This window comes from Spirobacillus cienkowskii, from assembly GCF_037081835.1.
GTDB lineage: Bacteria > Bdellovibrionota_B > Oligoflexia > Silvanigrellales > Silvanigrellaceae > Silvanigrella > Silvanigrella cienkowskii.
Genome location: NZ_CP146516.1, coordinates 282,836 through 305,644 on the forward strand (window position 1 = coordinate 282,836; position 22,809 = coordinate 305,644).

Sequence of the window (22,809 nt, forward strand, 5' to 3'; positions counted from 1 at the left end):
AATACTTTGCCTTGTATCAATATTTTGACGTTTTGGTTTGACAATTTCTAATTTTGTTAAGCTTAGCTTATAGTGCGATGTGTTGTCACATCGCTATTTTGTTTGCTCACCAAGATGTAAAACCTTTTTAAATTCATCATATGTCGGTGTTTTTTCAAAGGTTTCTCTGTTTTTAAGATCGATTCCTTGCAAATAGTGTTGCAACAAGTCACCAGCAAGCCACATGCCAAAAATTGGCGGCAAATAGCTAATAGTGCCAAGCATGACTCTTTTATGTTGGCATGCACCAAACTCTTTTTGAATGGTTGGACAGATGCAAAGCCACTCTGTTCCAGGAACTGCCTGTTCTGGCTCTATGGCTTCTTCTGTTGAATAAACTACTCTCACTCCTTCAGTTATGCCTATTTCGCGAAGCTTGATTCTGACTTGTTTTGCAAACCGATCAACTTTTGTCTCAGAAATGTCAGCACATTTTATTTGGGAAGGGTCTAAGCGGCTTGCAGACCCCATAGAACTCCAAACTGGAATATTAAGATTTTTGCAGCGAGCGATGAGATCAACCTTTGGAATAAGAGTATCAATACAATCAATCACTGCATCCACTTTTTTATTTGCAAGTCTTTCAGCCTCTTCAAAAATAAAGTTTTGCTTATCTGGATGATGGTGTTCGGCAATTGCATGATACTGGCCGTGGGGATTGATTTTTTTTAATCTCTCTACCATAAGAGCAACTTTTTTTTGCCCGACTGTGTCTGTAAATGCATGAATTTGTCTGTTTACATTGGTAACACATACTTCATCGTGGTCAACCAATGTTACATGACCAACAGCAGCCCGTGCAATTGCCTCGGCAGCAAACCCTCCAACTCCCCCAGCTCCGACAATAAGAACATGTAAATTTTTAAAACGGTTTAATCCTTCTCTGCCCACTAAAAGCTCGAGCCTACTAAAACGATGATTACGAAAAGCCATTATTTATCCTTGTCACTTAAGCAAACAAAAAACATAGTTCCAGACATCATTTCATAGATATTTTTTTTGATTTAATCTAGTAAAAATTGAATAACTTAGATTTTTTGCAATAACTTTAATATAGTAAATTAAGAGAGTTATCCAAGAAGGTTTTGCATCGATTTTTGAGCGTTATGTTTTTTTACACCTTTGAAAGTTCTGAACACTATAATGGAAGCGCCAACTAAAAAGGACATAATTGAAAAAGGCCACCCTATAAATGGAATAAAGCCAAATATCCAAGATAATACGAAAAAAATTGATGAGAACCAAAAAGTCTGTATTTGCCAACGCAAATGGGAATCGATCCATTTTGAAGGAGAGCGCATTCTTGCAAAGTAAGACATAAATAAAGGGATTAAAGAAAATAGCCCAGCCGAAAACACAAATACGACTTGCAGAATATAAACTAAAAGGACAAAATTTTTAAGTGTATTTTCTGATTGCGAGCTAGGTTGTGTGTGGTTGTAAGATTCACGATGAAACATATTCTTCCTCGGATAATGCAGAAGTTGCCCCTAAATGTCTGTTATTATACTTAGATTCATGGGGTTTGGAAAGTATTTCTGACAGTTTTTCCATTTCTTCTGATAAGAATTTAAACGCTCCAAGCAAGCTCCATTTTTCGGATTGTTCAAGTTCATTTAAGTTTAAGTTTTCTAATTGATACTTTATTTTTTCAAAATTATCAGTAATGCTTTTTATATTTTTTTTGTTGCTATGTTGTTGAGGTGCTTTTGTATCTTTTAGTACAGTTCCAGTAATAATGTTTCTTAATGATTTTACACTGACATTACTTGGGAGTTGCTCTATAATTTTAATTCTTTCTTGAGTTGGTACCGATAGCAATGCTTTAAAGTGTTCAAAACCAAAATCTGTTCTACGATAGGTTGTCACATCAAATTCTTCTGAAACGCGAATATATTGATTTGCAGTTGTGTAGTACATGTTTAGATGTTCTTCACAAAATAGCTTCCAGCCATTTTTATTGCTTGCATAAAATCTGTCTTTAATTTCTGCAATCATTTTTCCTTTTAGAAAAAAAGCTTCTGTTTGCGCATTATCGATTCGATTCAGAAATGAAATGTATTCATTTTTGTTCCATGTATTTCTTTCTACTTTTTGGGCATCAAATTGATACTGAATTTTTGTTACTGTATACGCAAGGTCTTTTTTTTCTACGTGATGTTCATTTTTTATAACTTCGAGTGAATTGATTGGCGCGCTAGAAACAGTAGGCTCTAATATTTCTGTATTTGCACTGGTCATTGCTGTCGTATCAATTTTAGAATCAGCGTTTTTAATTTCAGAAGGCTCTGGTTCGGTACGTGTGAACAAACCTCTTAGTGCTTTTTTAGGTTTATGCTGTTCCATATAGCGAGATCCTTTCTATAAAAGGTTTTATTAATAAGAAAACTCTAAAAATATGATGTGACGTCACATCATATCTCTAACATTTTATCATCTGAAGCTACAATTTTAACGTGCTCATTATGAAAGGGAGTTGTATTTTGCAAACAAATTTCTTTGCTGAGTGCCAAGTAGTCTTCTGCTCCGGTACATGATGGATCGTATGCCAAAACAGACTTACGAGCTTTAACCGCTTCTGCGAGTTTTACATTTTGACGAATACTTGTTTTAAACACACAATTTTTGAGAGTTTCAATTGCTGCAACTTTATCAATGATTTCTCGCGAAAGCTTGGTGCGAGAGTCAAACATTGTGACGACGAGTCCTGTTATTTTGAGTTTTGGATTTAACTCTTCTTGTATGAGACTAATAGTTTCTAATAATAAATTTAAACCATCAAATGCAAAAGGATGTGCTTGAAGAGAAATTAATACTTCGGTTGCAGCATTTAGAGCATTGACGCTCAATAAGCCAAGACTTGGAGGTGTATCTAAAATTATGAAATCATACAACTCATGGAGCGCTGAAAGTGCTTTTTTTAATCTGTTTTCTCTACCAATTTCGCCAGCCATTCTACTTTCAAATTCTGATAAATGAATAGAAGCAGGAGCGATATGAAGATTTTCGTATTGTGTTTCTAAAATCACATCTTCAATGTTGGTTTTTTTAGGTTCTACTAAAAGTTCAAACACACTTTTTTCAACTTGATTGATATCAATACCCAAACCTGTTGTGGCATTAGATTGTGAATCGAGATCAACAACCAAAACTCTTTGTCCAAGTTTTGCAAGTCCTGCTGCCACGTTAATCACAGTGGTTGTTTTTCCGCAACCACCCTTTTGATTACAAACAGATATTATACGAACTTTTTTAGGCTTTAGATAAGTTGTTGTTAATGAACTTGAAATATTAGCTTTTGTTGCACCAATACGTTTTGCTTTTTTATCAGACATAAATACTCCCTAGCGAAAGGAATGATAAGGTGGCTAATTGAGTTGTTTGCAGCAGCAATTTTAAATTATGCTCAGCAATACTGTTAAGGATTTCTATTCATGACTCCATTGTAGTTTCCTTAGTATATTACTTTTAATTGCAATACTTTTAACTGCTTAGACCTTTAAGTAATTCTTTAAAGTATTGTCAAATTTTTGACTGGGCAAGAATAACTCATTATTTAGGAACACACATGTTAATCCCCAAAATATTTTCGTTACTTGGATTTTTAGGCGTTGCTTTCGGTGCTTTTGGAGCTCATTTGATTAAATATAGAGTTTCAAGTGAACATTTAGAAAACTGGAAAACAGCGACATTTTATTTGTTTGTGCATGCTATTGTTGGTTTTATTGCGTTTAATTGTACTAAAAAACATAGGTCACAATATTGTTTTATTAGTGGAATTTTAATTTTTTGTGGTTCGTTGTATTTGTTGGTTTTATTAAATAAACCCATTTTAGGTGCTGTCACTCCAATTGGAGGGGGGTTATTTTTACTTGGATGGTTATTTCTTTTGCTAGACTTTTCAAAAGAACCAAATAGCATTATAAGAAAGTAAATAAACTAGAGGGAATATGTCAAACAAACAAAAAAAAGATGATTCAGAACCTAATTTGAGTCATCGAATTGTAACAAAACTATCTTATTTTTTAACCAAGACATTTTACTTTAAAGGAACGGCTCCTTCTCATACCCAAGAAAAAACACATCACTGGTTTAGAGTGTTGTGTTTAACGGGAGTGGATTATTTTTCTACATTGGCTTATCAGCCAGGAATTGCGTTGTTAGCTGTGGGAGCGCTGGCTCCGTTTGCGTCTTTGTTACTTGTGTTAGTCACTTTATTTGGCGCTGTTCCCACTTATAGAGAAGTGGCAAAGAGATCGTATACAGGACAAGGCTCTATCGCAATGTTAGAAAACTTGCTCAGTGGATGGAGTGGTAAATTTGCTGTTTTAGGTTTAATAGCCTTTGCTGTTACAGACTTTTTTATAACTATCACATTATCAGCATCCGATGCCGCAGCCCACATTGTAGAAAATCCTTTTTTAAATCATCTTGTTGGGCATTCTGCTCTTGGTGTTTCTATCGTTTTAGTAATTTTTTTAGGAATTGTTTTTTATATTGGTTTTAGAGAAGCAATTATTGTTGCTATTTTAGCAACTATTCCTTTTTTATTTTTAACACTTTTTGTTATTGGCAAGTGCATTTACGTAATCATTAACCAACCAAGCGTATTTTATCAGTGGAGCGCAGAACCAATTTTTAAAATGGACTGGTTTGCTTTATTTGTAATTACGGCATTGGCTTTTCCAAAATTGGCACTAGGTTTGAGCGGTTTTGAAACTGGGGTATCTGTTATGCCTTTAGTTCAAAATAGTCCCAAAAATAAACCAGAAAAGCCTACAATTTATGTACCATTAAAAAGAATTAATGGTACTAAAAAGCTTTTGCTTTGGTCTGCATTGATTATGTCTGTTTATTTAATTACCTCTAGTTTTGTCACATCTGTCTTGGTAAATCAAAAACAAGTTGCTGATGGAGGCGAAGCATCTGGTAGAGCTTTATCTTATTTAGCACATAAATATATTGGCGAAATTTATGGAACTATTTATGATGCTTCTACGATAATTATTTTGTGGTTTGCTGGTGCTTCTGCGCTTGCTGGATTGTTAAATATCATTCCACGGTATTTACCTCGATTTGGTATGGCACCGCAGTGGGTTTCTTTAAGACGACCTTTAGTCATAATAATTACATGTATTAGCGTTTTTATTTTGATTATATTTAACGCTAATATTAATGCTCAGGCGGGTGCATATGCAACTGGAGTTCTTGCTTTAATATTGTCTGCATCTATTGCCGTTACTCTCTCGTTAATGAGAGAAAATAAGGCGTTAAAATCTAAAAAAATTAAATTTAAAACTTTTTACTTTACTTTAGTTTCTCTAGTATTTGCTTACACTTTGATTGATAATGTAAAAGCAAGGCCAGATGGATTAATTATTGCAGGAATTTTCTTTTTATTAATTCTATTAGCTAGCGCTATAAGCCGTTGGCGGAGAGCTTTTGAGTTAAGAGTTGAATCACATAATATTGTCGGCCCTGGTTCAGAACTTTTATGGAATCAAATTAGAAATAAAAAAGTCAATTTAGTTCCTATTTCTTCTGGAGATAAAAAATGGTTTAAAAGAAAAGAAGAAAAAATTAAAAAATTTTACAAATGCACTGACCCTCTGGCGTTTTTAGCTGTTTCGTTAAGAGATGATAGAAGTGAGTTTCAAACACCACTAGTTATTAAAGTTTCCCGAATGTTTAATAATCCAGAAAATTATTTAATAGAAGTATCTGGTGCCGTCGCAATTCCAAATACAGTTGCTTATATTAGCGAACAAATTGATCCCATTGCCATTTACTTAGGTCTTGCAAGAAAAAATGCAATGGAGCAAGCAATCTTTTATGTGTTATTTGGTGAGGGCGAAATTGGAATACTAACGTATAAAGTTTTGGTTCAGTATTGGGAGTCTACCGAAGAAGATGATGTTAGACCTGTGTTGTTTTTAATGTCAGAATAATAGGTTATAGTATGTCTAAGTTTTTTATAATTTTAGGAGTTATATTTATATTAATTGGAGTATTTTGGCCTTTACTCAAAAAAATAAATTTTGGGCAACTTCCAGGAGATATCATTATTAAAGGCGAAAATACAACTTTTTACTTTCCTATTGTTACTTCAATTATAATTAGTATAATATTAAGCTTAATTCTTTGGTTTTTTAATAAAAAATAAAATATTTATCTATAATAATTTATAAAATAATATCTTTAAAATTTCTTAATATTAATTTTAAAACTAAATCATTTTTTATTTCTTAATTGATTTAATTAAAATTATAATTTATTATTTTTGTAATAATATGTATTTTTAAACTTAAATAAATTTTAATATTATGGGTGCTTTTATGAATTTAGGCTATCGAGTATTAAAATTCTCGATTTTAGCATTAGGTTTTTTAGTCAATACATTATTAGCGGCTCAGCAAAAAATAGGTTTTTTAGAGTTTATAAATTTATATGAAACAAATAGTTTAGGTGTGAAGTCGATTAAAGCTAATTTGCAGAGCTTAGACTTAGAACATGCTCAAGCAGAATTGTTAACACAGCCTCAAGGTTTTGTAGAATTTTCAAAAAATAACGACAAATCACCAAGCTTAACTCCAGATTTTTCTGGACTGTCGCGTTATGGATCTCAATTTAGAGTTGGTTTGCAGTCGCAACAATCGTTTGGCTTAAAACATAAACTTTATTTTATTACTGAAAATCAGGGTTTTGAGCGGGCAGTTTCTCTCTCTGAGCAGAATAAAAATATGACAAGACTTGGAGTTGCTGTTGAGCTTGAATTGCCAATTTGGAAAAATGGGTTTGGTGAAAATTTAAAGTATCAAAAAGAGTCGTTATTGAAGCTTGCTAAATCACAAGAATTAAAAAATCAGTTTGAGCTATTAGCAAAAAAAATAGATGCAGAAAAAATATACATTGAATATGCTTATTTGCAATCGAGTATGGAAATTCAAAAATTATTGGTTGATCAAGGTGAACGGCTTTTAGCATGGGTAAAAAGGCAATACAAAGATCGTTTGTTAGAAGAGGTGCATGTAGCGCAAGCTGAGGCTGCATTAGAATCTAGAAAATTAGGGATGTTATCTAAAGAATTAAAACAAAAAAACATTTTATTAAAATTAAAAAGCCTTTTGCCAGAGTATATTGAGAAAAATTTTATTGCAGAAAATATTGATGAGATAGAAAAATATTTATTTTTAAAAAATATTACAGAAGAAAGAAAAGATATTCTTGCTCTTCAAGAATCAATTTTTGCAGAAACGGCTAATATCTATTTACAAAAAGAATCTCTTAAACCAGAGTTAAACTTTAATTTTCAGTTTATAAGTTACAAAAAAATTCATAACACAGATAATTTAACCAATTGCCAAGGTTTAACGAATTGTAGCTTGATAGGTGCTACATTAAGTTTTGTAGTACCATTAGATTTTTCTACTGTTCAACTAGCTCAAAATGCTGCTCAAGATAGAATTCATTCGTTAAAACTCAATCTTTCCCAAGAAATTTTAAATTCTAAATCTGAATTTGAAATTCTTAGGCAACAAAATGATTCATTAGATAAGCAAATTTTGTCTTTAAAAGATTTAATTAAAATTCATGAAAATAGACTCGAATTTGAGCGTGCTCGTCAACGACGAGGTCGTGCGACAACATTTGATTTGATCAATTCAGAACAAGATTTATCAGAAAGCAAGGATCGATTAGTTGAAGCAAAGTCAGCAAGACTTGCGGTTTTAAGTCAGTATAAACTTTATGAGGTTTTGCCATGAGCTTGCCAGCACTTGCCGTAAAAAGACCCGTTTTTATTAGCAGTATAATTTTACTTATGCTTTTTGGTGGTTTGTTAAGTATTAAAAATTTACCTGTTAGTTTATTTCCAGAAACAAATATTCCTTATATTGCAATTTCAACTTTATATCCCGGTGCTGGCCCTAAAGAAGTTGAGCTATCTGTTTCAAATTATCTCGAAGAAGAGCTTTCTACTGTCGAAGGTGTAAAAAAAATCAATGCCGTAAGCCGTGATTCGCTTTCTGTCGTTTGGGTAGAATTTAAAACGAGTGTCAATATTGATTCTGCAGAACAACGGGTTCGTGATAAAGTAGCTCTTGCTCGAAGTAAAATGCCAAACGAAATAGAACCTTCAATTATTGAACGCTTTAATCCTTCAAACCAGCCCGTCATTACAGCATTTGTGCAGTCTCATTCAATGAGTCGAACACAGCTCACAACTTGGACCGATCAAAACTTAAAACCTTTGTTAGCCCGTATTCCAAAAGTTGGACGTATTGAGATTTTAGGTGGGCAAAAAAGACAAATTGATATTAAAATTGATCCACGAAAAATTGAAAATTACAGAATACCCTTATTGCAAATTGTTGAAAATTTAAAAGGTGGTGGCACCAATATTCCTGCAGGGAGTGTAAATAATGGCAACGATGAAGTTGGGATTCGAGTTCTAGGTCAATATACAACGTTACAAGATGTTAGTGAAAAAATTATAACATTTAGCAATAGCGAGACCCCAGTTAGAGTTAAAGATTTTGGAGAAGTCATTGAAGGGTCAGAAAAACTACGTTCAAAAGCTTATTATAACGGTGTGTCTGGTGTGGTTGTTCAGGTTTATCGTCAATCGGGGACCAATATTGTTTCGGTCGCAGATTCTATAAAAAAAGTTATTGTAAATTTTACCCAAACCAACAGAGACAATAACATACCACAAATCAATATAGTTCGTGATAGTTCAAAAATGATTAGAGATAATATTTTTGATGTATTTGAATCAATTTTAATTGGTATTTTATTGACAATTATTGTTGTGTTTTGTTTTCTAGGATCATTTCGTTCAACAATAATTACAGCCGTGGCAATTCCTAATTCATTGCTCGGTGCTTTTATATTTATGAATTTTTCAGGTTTTTCAATTAATATTCTTACATTATTGGCGTTGTCTTTGTGCGTTGGATTGTTGGTTGATGATGCAATTGTTGTTCGAGAAAATATTTTTAAAAAAATTGAAGAAGGACATTATCCTAATGATGCTGCTGTGATTGGAGCCAATGAAGTGGCTATGGCAGTAGTCGCTGTTACGTTAGCTGTGGTTTCGATGTTTGGACCTGTGGCTTTTTTACAGGGAGTAACAGGTCAATTTTTTAGAGAGTTTGGGCTCGTTGTCTGTTTTGCTGTATTGATTTCGCTTTATGATGCCATGGCTGTGGCACCAATGCTGTCGGCTTATATGGGGAAGGCAAAAGAGCAATTGCACAATTCGCAAAAAAATATTCTTGCAAAATTTTTTAAGATTATTGAAGGGGCGCAAGCGAAATTGGAGCAATTTTATGAGATTTTTTTATTAAAATCTTTAAAAAGGCCAATTCTAACTATTTTTTGCGTTGTTATTCTTGCTGTTTCTATAAGTTTTACGGCATCTAGGCTGCCTTCGGGATTTTTGCCAACGGATGAGTCGCAAGAATTTTTAGTGAGAATCGAAATGCCTTCGGGAACTAATCTAGAAACCACAGAAAAAACGGCTCTTCAAGTAGACAATCTTTTAAAAAACAAATCATTTATTGAATATACCGTGTTAACCATTGGCAATGCGCAGCAAGAAATCAATAAAGCAGATATTTTTGTGATGCTCAAATCCTCAAAAGAGCGTTCTCGCATTAAGCCAAGTTTACTTCGCGAGCAGTTGCGTACAGAGTTTGCAAAATATGAACACTTGCCCAAAGGAGCAGAAATTAGAGTGATGCAAAATGACATTTCTGGCGCAGGTCAAAGACCCTTTAACTTACTCATTCAAACCAAATCGAGCGCAGATTTGGAAAAGGTTGCAAGACCAGTATTCGCAAAGCTTAAAAGCAATTCAGCATTAATTTCTCCTGATTTAGAACTAAAAGGCGGTTCTCAAGAAATTCAAATAAAGTTACAAGAAAAAGAGTCGCAGCATTTAGGAATTACACCCGGTAATGCAGGAATGGAGCTACGTGCGCGTATTGAAGGTCTTGAAATTGGGAAATTGAGTGAAAAAGGATTTGAATATCCCATTAAAGTCATTGCTTTTGATTCTGCAGACCTTTGGCTGAAACAAAATCAACCAATACTTGTGCCTAATTTAAATATGACTCCAGTTGATTTAAGAAAAGCCGCTGCTTTTACAGTGTCGCAGTCATCCGCCAAAATTGAAAGAGTGAATAGAGCGTATTCTGCAAGAATTACAGCTGATTTAGCAGGTAATGCAAACTTAGGTGAAATTATGGAATTCATTGATGCAGCTGTGAAAGAAAGTAGCCAGGGACTAAAAGATGTGAATGTACTCTATGAAGGGGATGCGGAAAGTTATGAAGAGATGGCTGACAGTATGTCTTTGGCATTTTTATCAGGTATTGTTTTATTATTTTTAGTTTTATCGAGCCTGTATGAATCGTTTTTATTAAGTTTCTTAAATATTATCACTCTGCCGTTTGCGATTTCTGGAGCATTTTTATCGTTATGGATTTTTGGTGAAGGGGTTAATATTTTTTCAGTCATTGGTATTTTATTATTATTGGGAGTTGCAACTAAAAATTCAATACTATTAATTGATACTGCACAAGAAAGGCTAAAATTAAATAATAAAGAAACAGAAAATGATGATGGGCAAAAAATTGTAGCTGCTGCAGTTAGAAGACTAAGACCTATTTTAATGACAAGTTTAGCGTTAATTGCAGGCGCTATTCCTATTGCCATTGGTTTAAATGAAGCTTCTGCGCAAAGAACTGGAATGGGAGTTGCCATAGTGGGCGGAACAGTGACTTCAACCTTATTTACTTTGGTTCTTATCCCTTCTATTATCATGTTGGTCGAAAAAATTCAAAAAAAATTATTTAATTTTAGAAACTCAAATAACTAAATTTTATTAATTTTTTTATTTAATAAAAAATTAAAATTAAAATTAAAATACGATATTTTATTTATAATTTAGTGAAAAATACATTATTTCTGTAAAAAACACTTCCATTATTTAAATTATATGTTAAAAGTACAATGTTTTTGATATGGGTTGGGTTTTGTGTTATTAGGCAATTTAAACTATGAAAATTCAATATATTTTAAATGTATTAAATGAAAAATAAATTATAAATTCAATTAACCACGAAGATAAAGATTTTATTGAGGATATTTTTATCTCTGGTGGAGCATCTGTTGCATTAAGTTCAGATTATAAAGTAGCATGTTATTTTCCAATTACAGAAGATATATTTACCTATATTTATATTTGTAAAGTTAATAGGGCTTATAATACTGCTGCAGAAAATTATAAGCGTTTTGTATTAAATGCAAAAAATGTTTCTAATGAATATTTAATGGGAGTTCGCATAAATGAACTCAATACGGATTCAGTTGCTCATAATAATGTTTATGCTGCCTTCAAAATAGAAAGATCCTTAATTTATCAATTTGGTAGCATAAATTATTATGGGCAAAGATTTCCTGTAAAAAGAAGTTTTAAAATCAAATCAGTAATTTTTAATAGTGAAAAAGGGAATTTATTAGAAAACAAAGAATTTACTGAAGTAAAAAAATATTTAAACAAAGTTTTTTTTGATTTGGTTAATAAAGAATTTTTATTTTCTATTGATGAGATAATTAAAAAATAGTACAGAATATCCATTTGTAAAAAATTTTTGTTATTATGATTCTCCATCTTCTATTTTTTTAACAGAAGTAAAGCGCATTAAAAACTCTGGCTTTTTAATTTTTCCGTCAAGAGACATGCTTGTTTCATAAAGACAGTTATTTTCGAGTGGATCTTCAAAAAATTTTCCGCTAAATTTTACAAGTTGACCTTTTTCCATTTGTGACACTTCTTCAAATAGGTCTGAATCAGGGCTAATTAAAGTATCTTTAAAAAGGTCTGAAAAAGAATTATTCATTGTTCTTAAAAATACATCATGAGAAATTTTAATCTCAAGAACGCCTTTTCCTTCTGAATTTGCATCTATTTTACTAACTACCCCAACCCAGTTTTTTACAAATTTACCGCCTTTTTGTCTTAAGAGACTGCATAATGATTTTTCTCTTTCTGCTTTAATACCTCCCTTAAGCATGTCATTTTTGGCATTTTTAATCTCTTCTTGGGCAATTTTAACAATTGAAATGAATTCTTCTTGCTCTTTTGGTAAAGATATTTTTATGGATGATTTTTGAGTTAAAGATTTATTATTTGATATTTGTGTGTTTTCTTGAGCTGGATCTTCTCCAAATATTCCAACTAAGATAATAAAAGAAAAAAAGATTGAAAAAGTAATAAACAACCATTTTTTATAAAATGGTTTATTTGTATTGCTCATAAAATATTCCTCTAAAAAATATTAATTGATGCTTGCTGAAATTTTAATATAATAAAGGAATTAGATATAATCAAATGTTTTTTATTTTATTAAAATTTTAAGTATATTTTAAATTTTAGTAAATTTAATGTTACTGAAATTAAATATAAATAATTTTTATAAAGAGACTAAAAATCATTTTTCTATTAAAGTAAATTTTAGATTATTTGAGGAAAGATCAATGTCTAATAGGTTGCTCACCAAATCGCGTTTTAAGGTTGGTTGCGAATGCGCAACAAAACTTTTTTATTTGGATAACACTGATTATGGCAGCACTAAAAATAAAAATTCATTTTTAAAGGCACTGGCTGAGGGCGGTTTTCAGGTTGGTGAACTTGCGAAAATCTATCATCCAAACGGTATTGAAGTTAAAACCAAAGATAAAGCAAAGGCTTTGCAAGAAACTGATGAACTTTTAAAACGCGATAAAGTTGTTATTTTTGAACCAGCATTTCAGTTTGAAAATTTATTCATTCGTGTAGATATATTAATTAAAAATGGCAACTATCTTGAGATCATTGAAGTTAAAGCAAAAAGTATGAATCCTGCTGTATCAAATCATTTTTATACCAAATCAAGCATAAAAAAAGGCAAACCAAAAATTTCTTCGGAATGGGAAGCGTATTTATTGGATGTTGCTTTTCAAAAGCTCGTGCTCACCCAAGCAATGCCAGAGTTTAAAGTTACAAGTTTTTTAATGCTTGCTGATAAATCGCAATTCGCAAGCATTCATGGTTTAAATCAAAAATTTTTTCTTTGTAAAGATAGTTGTGACAATAGTATTTCAGTTAAAGTTGCTCCTGATACCTCGCAGGAAACAGTAGGCACGCCTCTATTAAAAAAAATTCAAGTTGATGATGAAGTAAAATTATTATGGAACATGAAATACCCAGAAAATAGAACCTTTTTAGAGCATGTTATATTTCTTTCTCGTGTATGCAGCACCAATGAGTTTGTTCAACCAGTTCTTTCTGTCACATGCAAAAAGTGTGAATTTAAAATTGGAAAGAAAGAAAAATTACAAAATCTTAAAAGTGGTTTTGAAAACTGTTGGATTAAAGCTGGAGCAATCACACCAAGCGAAATCGCAAAACCCCTTGTGCTTGATATTTGGAATTTTAGAGGCGTGACTGATTTAATTAAAGATCAGAAATATTTTATGGAAAATCTTACTCAAAAAGATTTTGCGGTGCGTTCAAACTCTTCAACAGCAGAAGGCCTTTCAAGTGCCGAGCGACAGTGGCTGCAAGTTAAAAAAGTACAAACTCAAGATCAAACTCCTTTTGTTAATTTACAAGGCCTCGCTCAGCAATTTGCAAGCTGGACTTTTCCGCTGCATTTTATTGATTTTGAAACCACTATGGTTGCCATTCCGTTTAACAAAGGGCGCAAACCCTATGAACAAGTTGCGTTTCAATTTTCGCATCATATTGTGTATCAAAACGGCCACATAGAGCATAAAGATCAATATCTCAATCAAGAGCGCGGCGTTTTTCCTAATTTTAATTTTTTAAGGGCGTTAAAAAAAGCGTTAGAAACTGATCAAGGCACAGTGTTTCGTTATGCTGCTCACGAAAATACTGTTCTTTGTCAAATTCGCGAGCAGTTATTAAGAACTCCAGAAAACATTGCAGACCGTACTGAACTCATTGCTTTTATAGAATCACTCACAATTTCAACCAACGATTCAGTGCAAAATTGGCAAGGGAAGCGCTCTATGGTTGATCTGTGCGAACTTGTAAAGCGTTATTATTATCATCCTCTTACAAACGGCTGCAACTCAATTAAACATGTTTTGCCCGCAATTTTAAATGACTCTCTGTTTCTTCAACAACGTTACGCGGCACCTCATTATGGCTCTAGCCAGTTTCCAAGTAAAAATTTTTGCAATTGGTCGTGGATTAAAAAAGATCAACATGGCAAAGTGTTAGACCCCTATAAATGTTTACCGCCCCTATTTAGCGATTTTAGCGAATGCGATTTTGATAATTTCAATACACTTTTTACAGAAGGTAGCATTAACGATGGAGGAGCTGCCATGACAGCTTATGCTCGCATGCAATTTACTCAAATGACAAACACAGAAGTTATCAACGTAACACAAGCACTGCTTAAATATTGCGAACTTGATACCCTTGCCATGGTGATGATTTACGAATATTGGGCAAATTTATTAGAGCAAGCAGGATTGTTAAAGGATGTTGTGTGAGGGCGAGTAGTTCACACTATTAGAAATGATCCCTCAGCAACCTGTAATAAACGAAAATGATGCTTTGACATTAATTAAATTTTTCTTAATAATAAAAAAGACGTTTTTCGTTATTAAGGAAGACCTTTATGAATGCTTTTGTTGCGAAACCCGATCGTTCAGGAAAATATATAAGACAAATTAATGGTTACAATGCTTTTAGACCAAATCCGTTGCCACCCCATCCTCCAATTGTATTAGATGAAGAAAGCATCAGTTTGCTTGCTGAAGCGCATCAGTCTTTGGGAAGGTTGGATGGTTTGGCTGGTATTATTCCCGATCCAGATATTTTTATATATGCGTTTGTCAGAAAAGAAGCTTTGCTAAGCTCTCAAATAGAAGGCACACAGTGTTCGCTTGAGGATGTTTTGTCTGATGAGCCTCCCGAGAAAGACAGAGTTGATGATGTGGAAGAAGTCTCAAATTATGTTGCCTCTATGAAATTAGGGCTAGAGCGTTTAGTTGAAATACCAATATCCTCAAGGCTTATTAAAGAGATTCATACTCGACTTATGAATGGTGTTCGAGGAGCAAACAAAATACCTGGCGAATATCGCACAACACAAAATTGGCTTGGAAGACTGGGTGCAACCCTTGAAACTGCTGATTTTATACCGCCTCCTCCACATGAAGTAGAAAACTGTATGGGTGAGCTAGAAAAGTTTATTCATTATGAAAAAAACTTGCCTTTGCTTGTAAAGGCAGCGCTAATTCATTCTCAGTTCGAAACAATTCACCCGTTTTTAGACGGTAATGGAAGAGTTGGGAGGTTGTTAATTACCCTACTTCTTTGCGATTGGAATTTACTAAAAAAACCTCTTTTATATTTAAGTTATTTTTTAAAAGCTAACCGTACAGAATATTACAATAGATTAAACCGTATTAGAACTCATGGTGATTACGAAAATTGGATTAAATTTTTTCTGCGAGGAATTATTGAAACGTCGGAGTCCGCGGTGATAACAGCTCAAAATATTGTAAAATTACATAGTTCTGATCGTATGAAAATAAATGACTCCAAGCCATCTCCTATTATGAATCAAATATTTGATAAAATATGCCGTATGCCAATTCAAAGTGTGCCCTCACTTTCTAAAAGTCTTAATACCACTATTCCAACAATTCAGCGCTCAATTAATAAAATGGTTAAATTAGGAATAGTGAAAGAGATTACAGGACAAGCACGTTACCGTAGATTTGCATATGTAAAATATTTAAAATTACTAGTTGAGGGAACTTCTCAAAAACCGGGGTAAGTACTGCGAGATTCGATATCATATATCTGAAAACCAAAGTTTCTCTAAGTTTCCATTTTTGCGCAGTCTCTATTTAAAATCATTTATATTTTTGGATATCTATTTTAATAAAGAATTTTTTGAAATGTTTATGTTTTTTAATGAAAAAATTATCAGGTAGTTTTATTGCGAAATTTTTTATAATCCTGATAATTTTTTTGGATCGGCATTTTTTTTAGCTGTTTTGTAGGTTTTGAATTTCAGTGAGCGATAGTCCAGATGCTTTTTGAATAATTTCTAAAGAAACTCCAGCTAAAAGAAGATTTTTAGCCATTTTTTTAACCCCTCGCACTTCACCAATAACAATGCCTTCATCTTTCGCCGTATCCAGCCCCGTGACATAATCGTGTTCAAACTTGCGTTTGGCATCATAACGAGCACGAATGCCCGAATCGAGGCTCATGTTTTCGAGTTGTTTATATGCTTTGGTCATTGCAGGAATGTTCATTTGCAAAACCTCTTCTTTGGTTGGCTGCTTTAAAAAGCGGAGCTAGTTATTTTAAATTGATTTCTTGCTGTATGCTGTGAATTTCTGCAAGGGATAATTCTGTAAATTCTACAATTTCATCGAGTGGTTTGTTTTTTTTGAGCATTTTTATTGCTGTTTTTATACTTCTTTCTTTATCACCCTCTTCCCTAGCCGTATCCAGCCCCGTGACATAATCGTGTTCAAACTTGCGTTTGGCGTCGTAACGGGCACGAATACCCGAGTCGAGGCTCATGTTTTCGAGTTGTTTGTATGCTTTGGTAATTGCAGGAATGTTCATTTGCAAAACCTCTTCTTTGCTTGGTTGCTTTAAAAAGCGGAGCTAGTTATTTTAAATTGAGTTCTTGCTGTATGCTGTGAATTTCTGCAAGGGATAATTCTGTAAATTCTACAATTTCATCGAGTGGTTTGTTTTTTTGGAGCATTTTTATTGCTGTGTTAATTTTTTCTTTTTTAACCCCTCGCTCTTCACCAATAACAATGCCTTCATCACGCCCTTCATCTTTCGCCGTATCCAGCCCTGTCACGTAATCGTGTTCAAACTTGCGTTTGGCGTCGTAACGGGCACGAATGCTAGAATCGAGGCTCATGTTTTCGAGTTGTTTGTATGCTTTGGTAATTGCAGGGATGTTCATTTGCAAAACCTCATCTTTGCTTGGTTGCTTTAAAAAGCGCAACCATTTTTCTAGGGTATTATAGTTACCCGAAGGGAGTTTTGCTAGATCTAAATAATGAATAGAAAATAAATCAGTAAGTTGCACTTTATTCTCGGCATCCATTAACACAGCCTCGGTGTGATAGTGTTTGCTGTGTTTAAACAAGCTAAAATTTAATACATGAATGGCAATCGTTTTTTTAAGGGTATCGTAGTTTTCGCCTTGTTTTAATTGGGAGTAATATACTTTACTCCAATAATACAAACTTCTTTTAATATAATGGCCATGATTTTGCATTTGCATTTCAATGTTAATGAGATTGCCATCGGCAAGTTTTGCTAAGACATCGAGCCTAATTGCCTTATCGTCTTCGGTTTCTTTGTTGAGTTCTGGATTAATAAACGTGACGTCCACAATGGCTTTGCTTTGCTCTAAGTTTAAAACACTATTTACAAAACTCATAAAAATTTCGGGGTCACTGCCAAATAGCATTTTAAAAACAAAATCGTACTTTGGATCAACGAGTTCTATGTTATTCACAAAAAATCCTTCTTTGCGTTTCAAAAACTTCATGTCTTTGAAAGAAAGTTTTTTTTAACAAAAATTTAAAATAAAAAAAGAGGGAAAAGTTTGTGTTTAAAAATTTTTTGGGAGTGTTTTAAAATTGAGCAGTGGGTTGCTTCCAAAATACAGCTTCCATAAATTTCCTTAATCTATTTGAAAAATGAATTTTAAATTCTTTTATTATTATTGCTAGCCTCGACCATATTTGATTTGTTATCATCTTTTTCAATATTTTAGAACACTTCTTAATTTATTTGTAAAAAAATGATAAATTTAAGAAAATAAATCAATAATACAAATTTATTAATGTCAAAAAAATGTAAAACATTTTTCATATTTGGATTTTTATTATATAAAATATAATTAAATTTTAAAAAATTTTTATGCTTGCAAAGACTCTAAGTATTAGTGGAGATTAAAATGAGTCTCGGTGTTGATTTAGAAAATTTATATTATCGTAGCAAATCTAGAATTAAAGATTTTGGCGAAGTATTTACTCCAGAAAAATATGTTGAAGATATGCTAAATCTTTTATCAAAAGATACAAATGATCTTTGGTTTGATGAGGAAACCGTTTTTTTTGAACCGTGTTGTGGTCATGGCAACATCGTTATTTCAATTTACAAGCGGCGCCTAACCGCAATCTATAAAAAAGCTCTTTTTCAAGGTATTTGTGATGCCGCTTTTTATTCTGTAGCGAATTCTATTAATACTTTGTGGGCAATAGATATTGATTACAAAAATATAGAAAATTGTCGTTCTCGTGTACTTTCTGTAATTTTAGATTTTTTAAAAACACAATTGAAAGTTAATAATGACTTTGATCTTTTAGCAAGAAAGAAAGATTTTTTTGCTCATATTCTTTCTGCCATAAAATGGCATATTAGCGAAAATGAAACTTTATCAGCGTTAAGCAATCCGCAAGATGCAAAAGCCAATGCCAATTTAACCAAAGCAGGGGCTAAATGGTTTGTTCAAAATGGGCATCATCAACTCAATTTTAATTTAACATGGGCAGCATTTTTTCACAGTTGCCAAGTAAACAAAACAATACCTTTAGAATACCAAAGATCACTTCGCTTTATTGAGGCTATTTTTTCTGCAAAAATTCGCGGTTTTGAGGATTTTGAGTTTGCTAAGTCTGTTATTGAGATGACTAAAACTCAACAACCAGTTCGTAAATTAAGTGAGACTCTTCCTGCAGGAGCCTAGATGCCAGCTATTACAATAAAGCCCACAGCTCATGTTGTTGATGTACTTGGCAATGTTATTGGTCGAGATCAGCCTATTCTCCGTATGGAAAAAGCATTAGAAATGGTGTCGCTTCTTGGAAGTGAGGTATTTGAAGATCAAAATATCGTTTTTTTTGATCCATTTTGTAAAGCCGGTGAACTACTTTTAGCATGCGCATTTTATAGCTCTTGGGCGAAAGCCAAAAATAAACCTGACTTACTTGATATGAGCATGGTTTTTAATGAGATCTTTTTATCCAATCGGTATTTTGGCTTAGCTCCTGATGAACGGCATCATCGATTGAGTATTAGAACTTTCTTAGGCAATAAAAACTCCCATGACGAAAAATTTAATCACATCATTAGAGACGGTCATTACTTATCAGAAATTGATGGAAAATTAAATAAACAAAAGTTTGATAAGGAGTTCATTTCGATGATTGAATATATCAAGAAAAAAACAGGTAATAAAAAAATAATTGCCGTTGGAAATCCGCCTTATCAAGAGAATGACTCTGGTTTTGGTGGTAGTGCTTCAGCAATATATAACTTATTTGCTGAAGGATTAATGAATGAAAAGAATATATCTGAGCTTATGCTTGTTATACCGTCAAGATGGTTTTCGGCTGGTAAAGGAGTTCAGGAATTCAGAAATAGAATGATTAATTCAAAGGAAATTAAATCAATTTATCATTTTAAACAATCTAAAGAAATATTTCCGACAGTAGATATTTTAGGAGGAGTCTGTTTTCTTCATTGGCAGAGAAACTATGCAGGAGATACCACTTATATAGAAAAAGGAGTGCAGACTGTTGTTAATTTTTCAAAGTATGACATTGTACTGGACGATCCTTTAGGGTATCAAATTGTTGAAAAAATTTTAAGAATCTGGAATGGTCAGTTTGTAGGTGGTATCGCTTGGTCAAGAAAGCCGTTTGGTATTGCAACTGACTATTTCAAAAAAAATCATAAATTGGAGATAGGCGATAAGAACGCTGTACCTTGTTATTCTAAGAGAAGATCAATTCTTTATGTAAATAAAAATCATATAACTAAGAACTTAAATAAAATTAATGAATATAAAATAGTAGTTCCTGCTGCTTACGCTCCTGGTTCAAAAATGGGAGTTAGAAGAGTTACTTTGCCGAAACATCAGTATTTTATTATTCCTAAAGGCTATATTACAGCTGAAACATATACAGTAGTGGCAAGTTTTAAAACTGAGTTAGAAGCAGAAAATTTTTGTAATTATCTAAAAACTGATTTTTGCAGATATATGCTTGGATTAAGGAAATTAACTCAGCATATTCCCAAAGATTGTTGGAATTGGGTTCCCTTTTTAGGTGCAGATAAAGAATACTCTGAAGCTGAACTCTATAAGTTGTTCAAAATCACAAAAGAAGAACAAGCTCACATTAAAAAGAAAGTCCAGGAGTGGTCATAATGAGTACTGCTGACTTATTGTTGTTATACGCCTACACCACCGAGGTATATAAAACCAAAGGCTGGATTAAGGTTGGTCAAACTAAAATTGGTGAGGATAGAATTTGGAATCAGTTTGGCACTTCTAACCCTGAAAATCCTGAGTACCAAATGATTGGTTTTCTGCCTGAGGGTGTTCAAGATCATCATGTTCGTGCGCAGCTTCTTAAGAGGGGCTATAAGTCTATTAAAAATGCTCCTGGAAAAGAATGGGTTGAGGCGCAAAACAACCAAGTTGATTTATTTAAAGATGTTCGCAAAGCATATAACGAAGTTGTTTATAGAACGTCTCGCTCAGAACATTACAAACTTAGAAAAGAGCAAGAAGAAGCCATAGAAAAAGCTTGCAAATGGTTTAATAAAGAATACCCACCCGAAGTTATTGGAGCAGCAACCCATAAGAATCGATTTTTGATTAATGCTAAAATGAGGTTTGGCAAATGCTTTACCAGTATTCATTTGGCTAAAAAAATTAATGCTAGAAACACCTTAATAGTAACTTATAAACCCGATGTGATTGGCGAATGGATTGATACTGTTAATGAGCAAGTTGATTTTAAAGAATGGACTGGTATTCGTGCAAAACCAAAATCAGACAGACCTCTTGATCCAAGTTTAACAGAAAGCGGAGATTTTCCAAAAAACAGCGACTCAATAGTACTTTGTGTTTCTTTACAAGATTTGTGGATTGATGATGAAGGTAACACTAAAGCAAGGTTGCAAAAAATTCTAGAAATACATTGGGATTTAGTTATTTTTGATGAGGTTCATTACGGTAGTAGAACAGAACGAACTAAAAATATTTTAGAAAAATTAAAGTTTACCCATAGGTTAGATTTATCTGGTACGCCATTTAGACTTATTGAGCAAGATGATTTTTCTTCGCAACAAGTTTACACGTACAGTTATTTGGATGAACAAAAAAATAAAAAAGCAGAAATTGCTAATGACCCGTTAGAAACCGGAGAAAAAATTTATCGCCAATTACCCGATCTTAATATTTCTACAATTGAGATTACAGACGAAGACATTGCCGAGCAAAGAGACACTTTTAAAACTGATGATATTGATTTTTCATTAAATCGATTATTTGAAACAAATGAAGAAGGTCAATTTGTTTACGAGCAAGCCGTTGATCATTTTATTGATGGACTAACTATAGTGGGACATGAAGCAAGAGCAATTAGCATATTTGGACAACTTGCTATTCAGCTAGGATGTCCTCCTAAGCGGCATTCAGTTTGGTGGATAAGTCGGGTTGACTCAATTAAAGCTCTCATGAAAAAATTAGAAAAAAATCCTTATTTTTGTAACTTTATTTTAATTAATGCTTCGGGGAGCGATTCGCAAAAAAGTGATAACGATGAAAAAATTATAGCTAAAGAAAAATCTTCAGTTCAAAATGCTATTGCGAAAGCAAATACAGATCCAACAAAATTAGGTACAATTACGTTTACTTGTGGACGATTTTTAACTGGTGTGACAATTAAGGAGTGGGATAGCATTCTTATTTTAAATGATATTCAATCTGCTGAGTCTTATTATCAGGCAATTTTTAGAGTGCAGTCTACTTATATAAACGAAAAAACTAAGCAAATTTTAAAACCCAAAGCATGGGTATTTGATTTTGCAATTTCGCGCTGTCTTCAAGTGACTTATGATTGTGCTAGCAATATTGCAGATCAAATTGATCAGCAAGAAAGTTTTGATCAGAAGGTTGATATCAATAAAAATAATTTAGAAATAATAACAGAAGGGCTTTGTGATACATTAGATATTAAAAGGTTTTATGAGGGCAGTCTTGTATGCATACCTACGACAGCGCAGGATATATTTGAAGTTCTCAATCATGAAGGTTCTCGCATTGCGCTTGCGCGTAGAATTACATCAAATATTTTAGTGAACTTTGGTAAATTAAAACTTTTAGAAGAATTTCCCCATATACTCGAAATTCTTCTAAAAGTTAAAGGTTATAGAACTCAAGAAGTTGGCAGTATTACAGCCGAAGCGTTAGTGCAAATTGGTATAGACGCATCAATACTTGAAGACGTTAAAGCGGATCCTAATCTCACTCAAGAACAAAAAGAAAAAATTTTTGAAGATTTTTCTCAAAAGGATGAAGATAAAGACAGGCAATCAAGAAAAAAGTGGTATGCTACTCAAATTAAACGTCTTGCAATTTGTATGGCAGATTTTATTTATATGACTTATGAGCGAGAATATAATATTGATGATGTGATTCATACTAAATCTCCTGAATTCTTTGAAGTCATGACTGGAATTTCTAAGGACGACTTTACAGAGCTTTGTGATAAAGGGTTTATGAATCGCTTTGCATTAAATCGTATTGTTCGTGAGTTTAGAGATCAAGAAAATACCTCATTAGATCCAGAAATCTATATTTTAGAAAATCTTAAAAAAATGGTTTCTTAATTTTGATTGAT

General features: G+C 32.9%; 18 protein-coding genes. 11 read left to right on the top strand and 7 right to left on the bottom strand.

All coding sequences use genetic code 11. The features are described from left to right. Positions 1-93: 93 nt before the first annotated feature. The 3 genes from Spiro2_RS01195 to Spiro2_RS01205 form a co-directional block, all read right to left on the bottom strand. Positions 94-972, bottom strand: coding sequence for a tRNA threonylcarbamoyladenosine dehydratase (locus Spiro2_RS01195; protein ID WP_338636503.1), 879 nt, complete (start codon positions 970-972; stop codon positions 94-96). Positions 973-1,485: 513 nt separating this feature from the next. Then, a complete protein-coding gene (locus Spiro2_RS01200) occupies positions 1,486-2,385 on the bottom strand; it encodes a hypothetical protein (RefSeq protein WP_338636505.1) in 900 nt (299 codons plus the stop codon). A 68-nt stretch (positions 2,386-2,453) separates the two neighbouring features. Next, a complete protein-coding gene (locus tag Spiro2_RS01205) occupies positions 2,454-3,374 on the bottom strand; it encodes a ParA family protein (protein ID WP_338636507.1) in 921 nt (306 codons plus the stop codon). Between the two features lie 233 nt (positions 3,375-3,607). Between Spiro2_RS01205 and Spiro2_RS01210 the strand changes: the two genes are divergently transcribed. The 6 genes from Spiro2_RS01210 (at position 3,608) to Spiro2_RS01235 (ending at position 11,669) form a co-directional block, all read left to right on the top strand. Then, positions 3,608-3,973: a DUF423 domain-containing protein gene (locus Spiro2_RS01210; RefSeq protein WP_338636508.1), complete on the top strand. Its 366-nt coding sequence runs from the start codon at positions 3,608-3,610 to the stop codon at positions 3,971-3,973. A 16-nt stretch (positions 3,974-3,989) separates the two neighbouring features. Next, on the top strand, positions 3,990-5,987 hold the full coding sequence (locus Spiro2_RS01215) for a hypothetical protein (protein WP_338636509.1): 1,998 nt from the start codon (positions 3,990-3,992) through the stop codon (positions 5,985-5,987). An 11-nt stretch (positions 5,988-5,998) separates the two neighbouring features. Then, positions 5,999-6,202: a DUF2905 domain-containing protein gene (locus Spiro2_RS01220; protein ID WP_338636510.1), complete on the top strand. Its 204-nt coding sequence runs from the start codon at positions 5,999-6,001 to the stop codon at positions 6,200-6,202. Between the two features lie 172 nt (positions 6,203-6,374). Continuing rightward, the gene (locus Spiro2_RS01225; RefSeq protein WP_338636511.1) at positions 6,375-7,802 is read left to right on the top strand and encodes a TolC family protein; all 1,428 of its coding nucleotides are present in this window, start codon (positions 6,375-6,377) and stop codon (positions 7,800-7,802) included. After that, positions 7,799-10,921 carry an efflux RND transporter permease subunit gene (locus Spiro2_RS01230; protein WP_338636512.1) on the top strand — a complete coding sequence of 1,041 codons (3,123 nt, stop codon included), beginning with the start codon at positions 7,799-7,801 and terminating at the stop codon, positions 10,919-10,921. Before Spiro2_RS01225 ends, Spiro2_RS01230 begins: the two co-directional genes overlap by 4 nt. A 454-nt stretch (positions 10,922-11,375) precedes the next feature. Further along, positions 11,376-11,669: a hypothetical protein gene (locus Spiro2_RS01235; protein WP_338636514.1), complete on the top strand. Its 294-nt coding sequence runs from the start codon at positions 11,376-11,378 to the stop codon at positions 11,667-11,669. 33 nt (positions 11,670-11,702) lie between these two features. Here the strand turns inward: Spiro2_RS01235 and Spiro2_RS01240 are convergent, their stop codons facing one another. Further along, positions 11,703-12,362: a hypothetical protein gene (locus tag Spiro2_RS01240; protein ID WP_338636515.1), complete on the bottom strand. Its 660-nt coding sequence runs from the start codon at positions 12,360-12,362 to the stop codon at positions 11,703-11,705. Between the two features lie 220 nt (positions 12,363-12,582). Between Spiro2_RS01240 and Spiro2_RS01245 the strand changes: the two genes are divergently transcribed. Together Spiro2_RS01245 and Spiro2_RS01250 are read left to right on the top strand one after the other, a co-directional pair. Further along, a complete protein-coding gene (locus tag Spiro2_RS01245) occupies positions 12,583-14,610 on the top strand; it encodes a DUF2779 domain-containing protein (RefSeq protein ID WP_338636516.1) in 2,028 nt (675 codons plus the stop codon). A gap of 128 nt (positions 14,611-14,738) precedes the next feature. Next, positions 14,739-15,905, top strand: coding sequence for a Fic family protein (locus tag Spiro2_RS01250; RefSeq protein ID WP_338636517.1), 1,167 nt, complete (start codon positions 14,739-14,741; stop codon positions 15,903-15,905). Positions 15,906-16,119: 214 nt separating this feature from the next. On the opposite strand, the gene Spiro2_RS01255 is transcribed toward Spiro2_RS01250, so the two are convergent. Genes Spiro2_RS01255 through Spiro2_RS01265 form a run of 3 tightly spaced genes read right to left on the bottom strand, consistent with a single transcriptional unit; the run spans position 16,120 to position 17,627 of the window. Then, the gene (locus Spiro2_RS01255; RefSeq protein WP_338636518.1) at positions 16,120-16,392 is read right to left on the bottom strand and encodes a hypothetical protein; all 273 of its coding nucleotides are present in this window, start codon (positions 16,390-16,392) and stop codon (positions 16,120-16,122) included. A 46-nt stretch (positions 16,393-16,438) separates the two neighbouring features. Beyond that, positions 16,439-16,711, bottom strand: coding sequence for a hypothetical protein (locus Spiro2_RS01260; protein WP_338636519.1), 273 nt, complete (start codon positions 16,709-16,711; stop codon positions 16,439-16,441). A gap of 46 nt (positions 16,712-16,757) precedes the next feature. Next, entirely contained in the window at positions 16,758-17,627 is an 870-nt protein-coding gene (locus Spiro2_RS01265) for an Rpn family recombination-promoting nuclease/putative transposase (protein WP_338636521.1), read from the bottom strand. Between the two features lie 444 nt (positions 17,628-18,071). On the opposite strand from Spiro2_RS01265, the gene Spiro2_RS01270 reads away from it, so the two are divergent. From Spiro2_RS01270 to Spiro2_RS01280, 3 genes are read left to right on the top strand one after another with little or no spacing between them, the layout of a single operon-like run. Next, positions 18,072-18,863: a hypothetical protein gene (locus Spiro2_RS01270; protein WP_338636523.1), complete on the top strand. Its 792-nt coding sequence runs from the start codon at positions 18,072-18,074 to the stop codon at positions 18,861-18,863. Further along, entirely contained in the window at positions 18,864-20,327 is a 1,464-nt protein-coding gene (locus Spiro2_RS01275) for an Eco57I restriction-modification methylase domain-containing protein (RefSeq protein ID WP_338636525.1), read from the top strand. Further along, positions 20,327-22,798 carry a DEAD/DEAH box helicase gene (locus Spiro2_RS01280; RefSeq protein WP_338636526.1) on the top strand — a complete coding sequence of 824 codons (2,472 nt, stop codon included), beginning with the start codon at positions 20,327-20,329 and terminating at the stop codon, positions 22,796-22,798. Before Spiro2_RS01275 ends, Spiro2_RS01280 begins: the two co-directional genes overlap by 1 nt. Positions 22,799-22,809: the final 11 nt, after the last annotated feature.

Excerpts from the sequence above, each read along its gene's own strand:
- Spiro2_RS01195 (WP_338636503.1), bottom strand. The coding sequence starts at position 972 with ATGGCTTTTCGTAATCATCGTTTTAGTAGGCTCGAGCTTTTAGTGGGC.
- Spiro2_RS01200 (WP_338636505.1), bottom strand. The coding sequence starts at position 2,385 with ATGGAACAGCATAAACCTAAAAAAGCACTAAGAGGTTTGTTCACACGT.
- Spiro2_RS01205 (WP_338636507.1), bottom strand. The coding sequence starts at position 3,374 with ATGTCTGATAAAAAAGCAAAACGTATTGGTGCAACAAAAGCTAATATT.
- Spiro2_RS01210 (WP_338636508.1), top strand. The coding sequence starts at position 3,608 with ATGTTAATCCCCAAAATATTTTCGTTACTTGGATTTTTAGGCGTTGCT.
- Spiro2_RS01215 (WP_338636509.1), top strand. The coding sequence starts at position 3,990 with ATGTCAAACAAACAAAAAAAAGATGATTCAGAACCTAATTTGAGTCAT.
- Spiro2_RS01220 (WP_338636510.1), top strand. The coding sequence starts at position 5,999 with ATGTCTAAGTTTTTTATAATTTTAGGAGTTATATTTATATTAATTGGA.
- Spiro2_RS01225 (WP_338636511.1), top strand. The coding sequence starts at position 6,375 with ATGAATTTAGGCTATCGAGTATTAAAATTCTCGATTTTAGCATTAGGT.
- Spiro2_RS01230 (WP_338636512.1), top strand. The coding sequence starts at position 7,799 with ATGAGCTTGCCAGCACTTGCCGTAAAAAGACCCGTTTTTATTAGCAGT.
- Spiro2_RS01235 (WP_338636514.1), top strand. The coding sequence starts at position 11,376 with ATGGGAGTTCGCATAAATGAACTCAATACGGATTCAGTTGCTCATAAT.
- Spiro2_RS01240 (WP_338636515.1), bottom strand. The coding sequence starts at position 12,362 with ATGAGCAATACAAATAAACCATTTTATAAAAAATGGTTGTTTATTACT.
- Spiro2_RS01245 (WP_338636516.1), top strand. The coding sequence starts at position 12,583 with ATGTCTAATAGGTTGCTCACCAAATCGCGTTTTAAGGTTGGTTGCGAA.
- Spiro2_RS01250 (WP_338636517.1), top strand. The coding sequence starts at position 14,739 with ATGAATGCTTTTGTTGCGAAACCCGATCGTTCAGGAAAATATATAAGA.
- Spiro2_RS01255 (WP_338636518.1), bottom strand. The coding sequence starts at position 16,392 with ATGAACATTCCTGCAATGACCAAAGCATATAAACAACTCGAAAACATG.
- Spiro2_RS01260 (WP_338636519.1), bottom strand. The coding sequence starts at position 16,711 with ATGAACATTCCTGCAATTACCAAAGCATACAAACAACTCGAAAACATG.
- Spiro2_RS01270 (WP_338636523.1), top strand. The coding sequence starts at position 18,072 with ATGAGTCTCGGTGTTGATTTAGAAAATTTATATTATCGTAGCAAATCT.
- Spiro2_RS01275 (WP_338636525.1), top strand. The coding sequence starts at position 18,864 with ATGCCAGCTATTACAATAAAGCCCACAGCTCATGTTGTTGATGTACTT.
- Spiro2_RS01280 (WP_338636526.1), top strand. The coding sequence starts at position 20,327 with ATGAGTACTGCTGACTTATTGTTGTTATACGCCTACACCACCGAGGTA.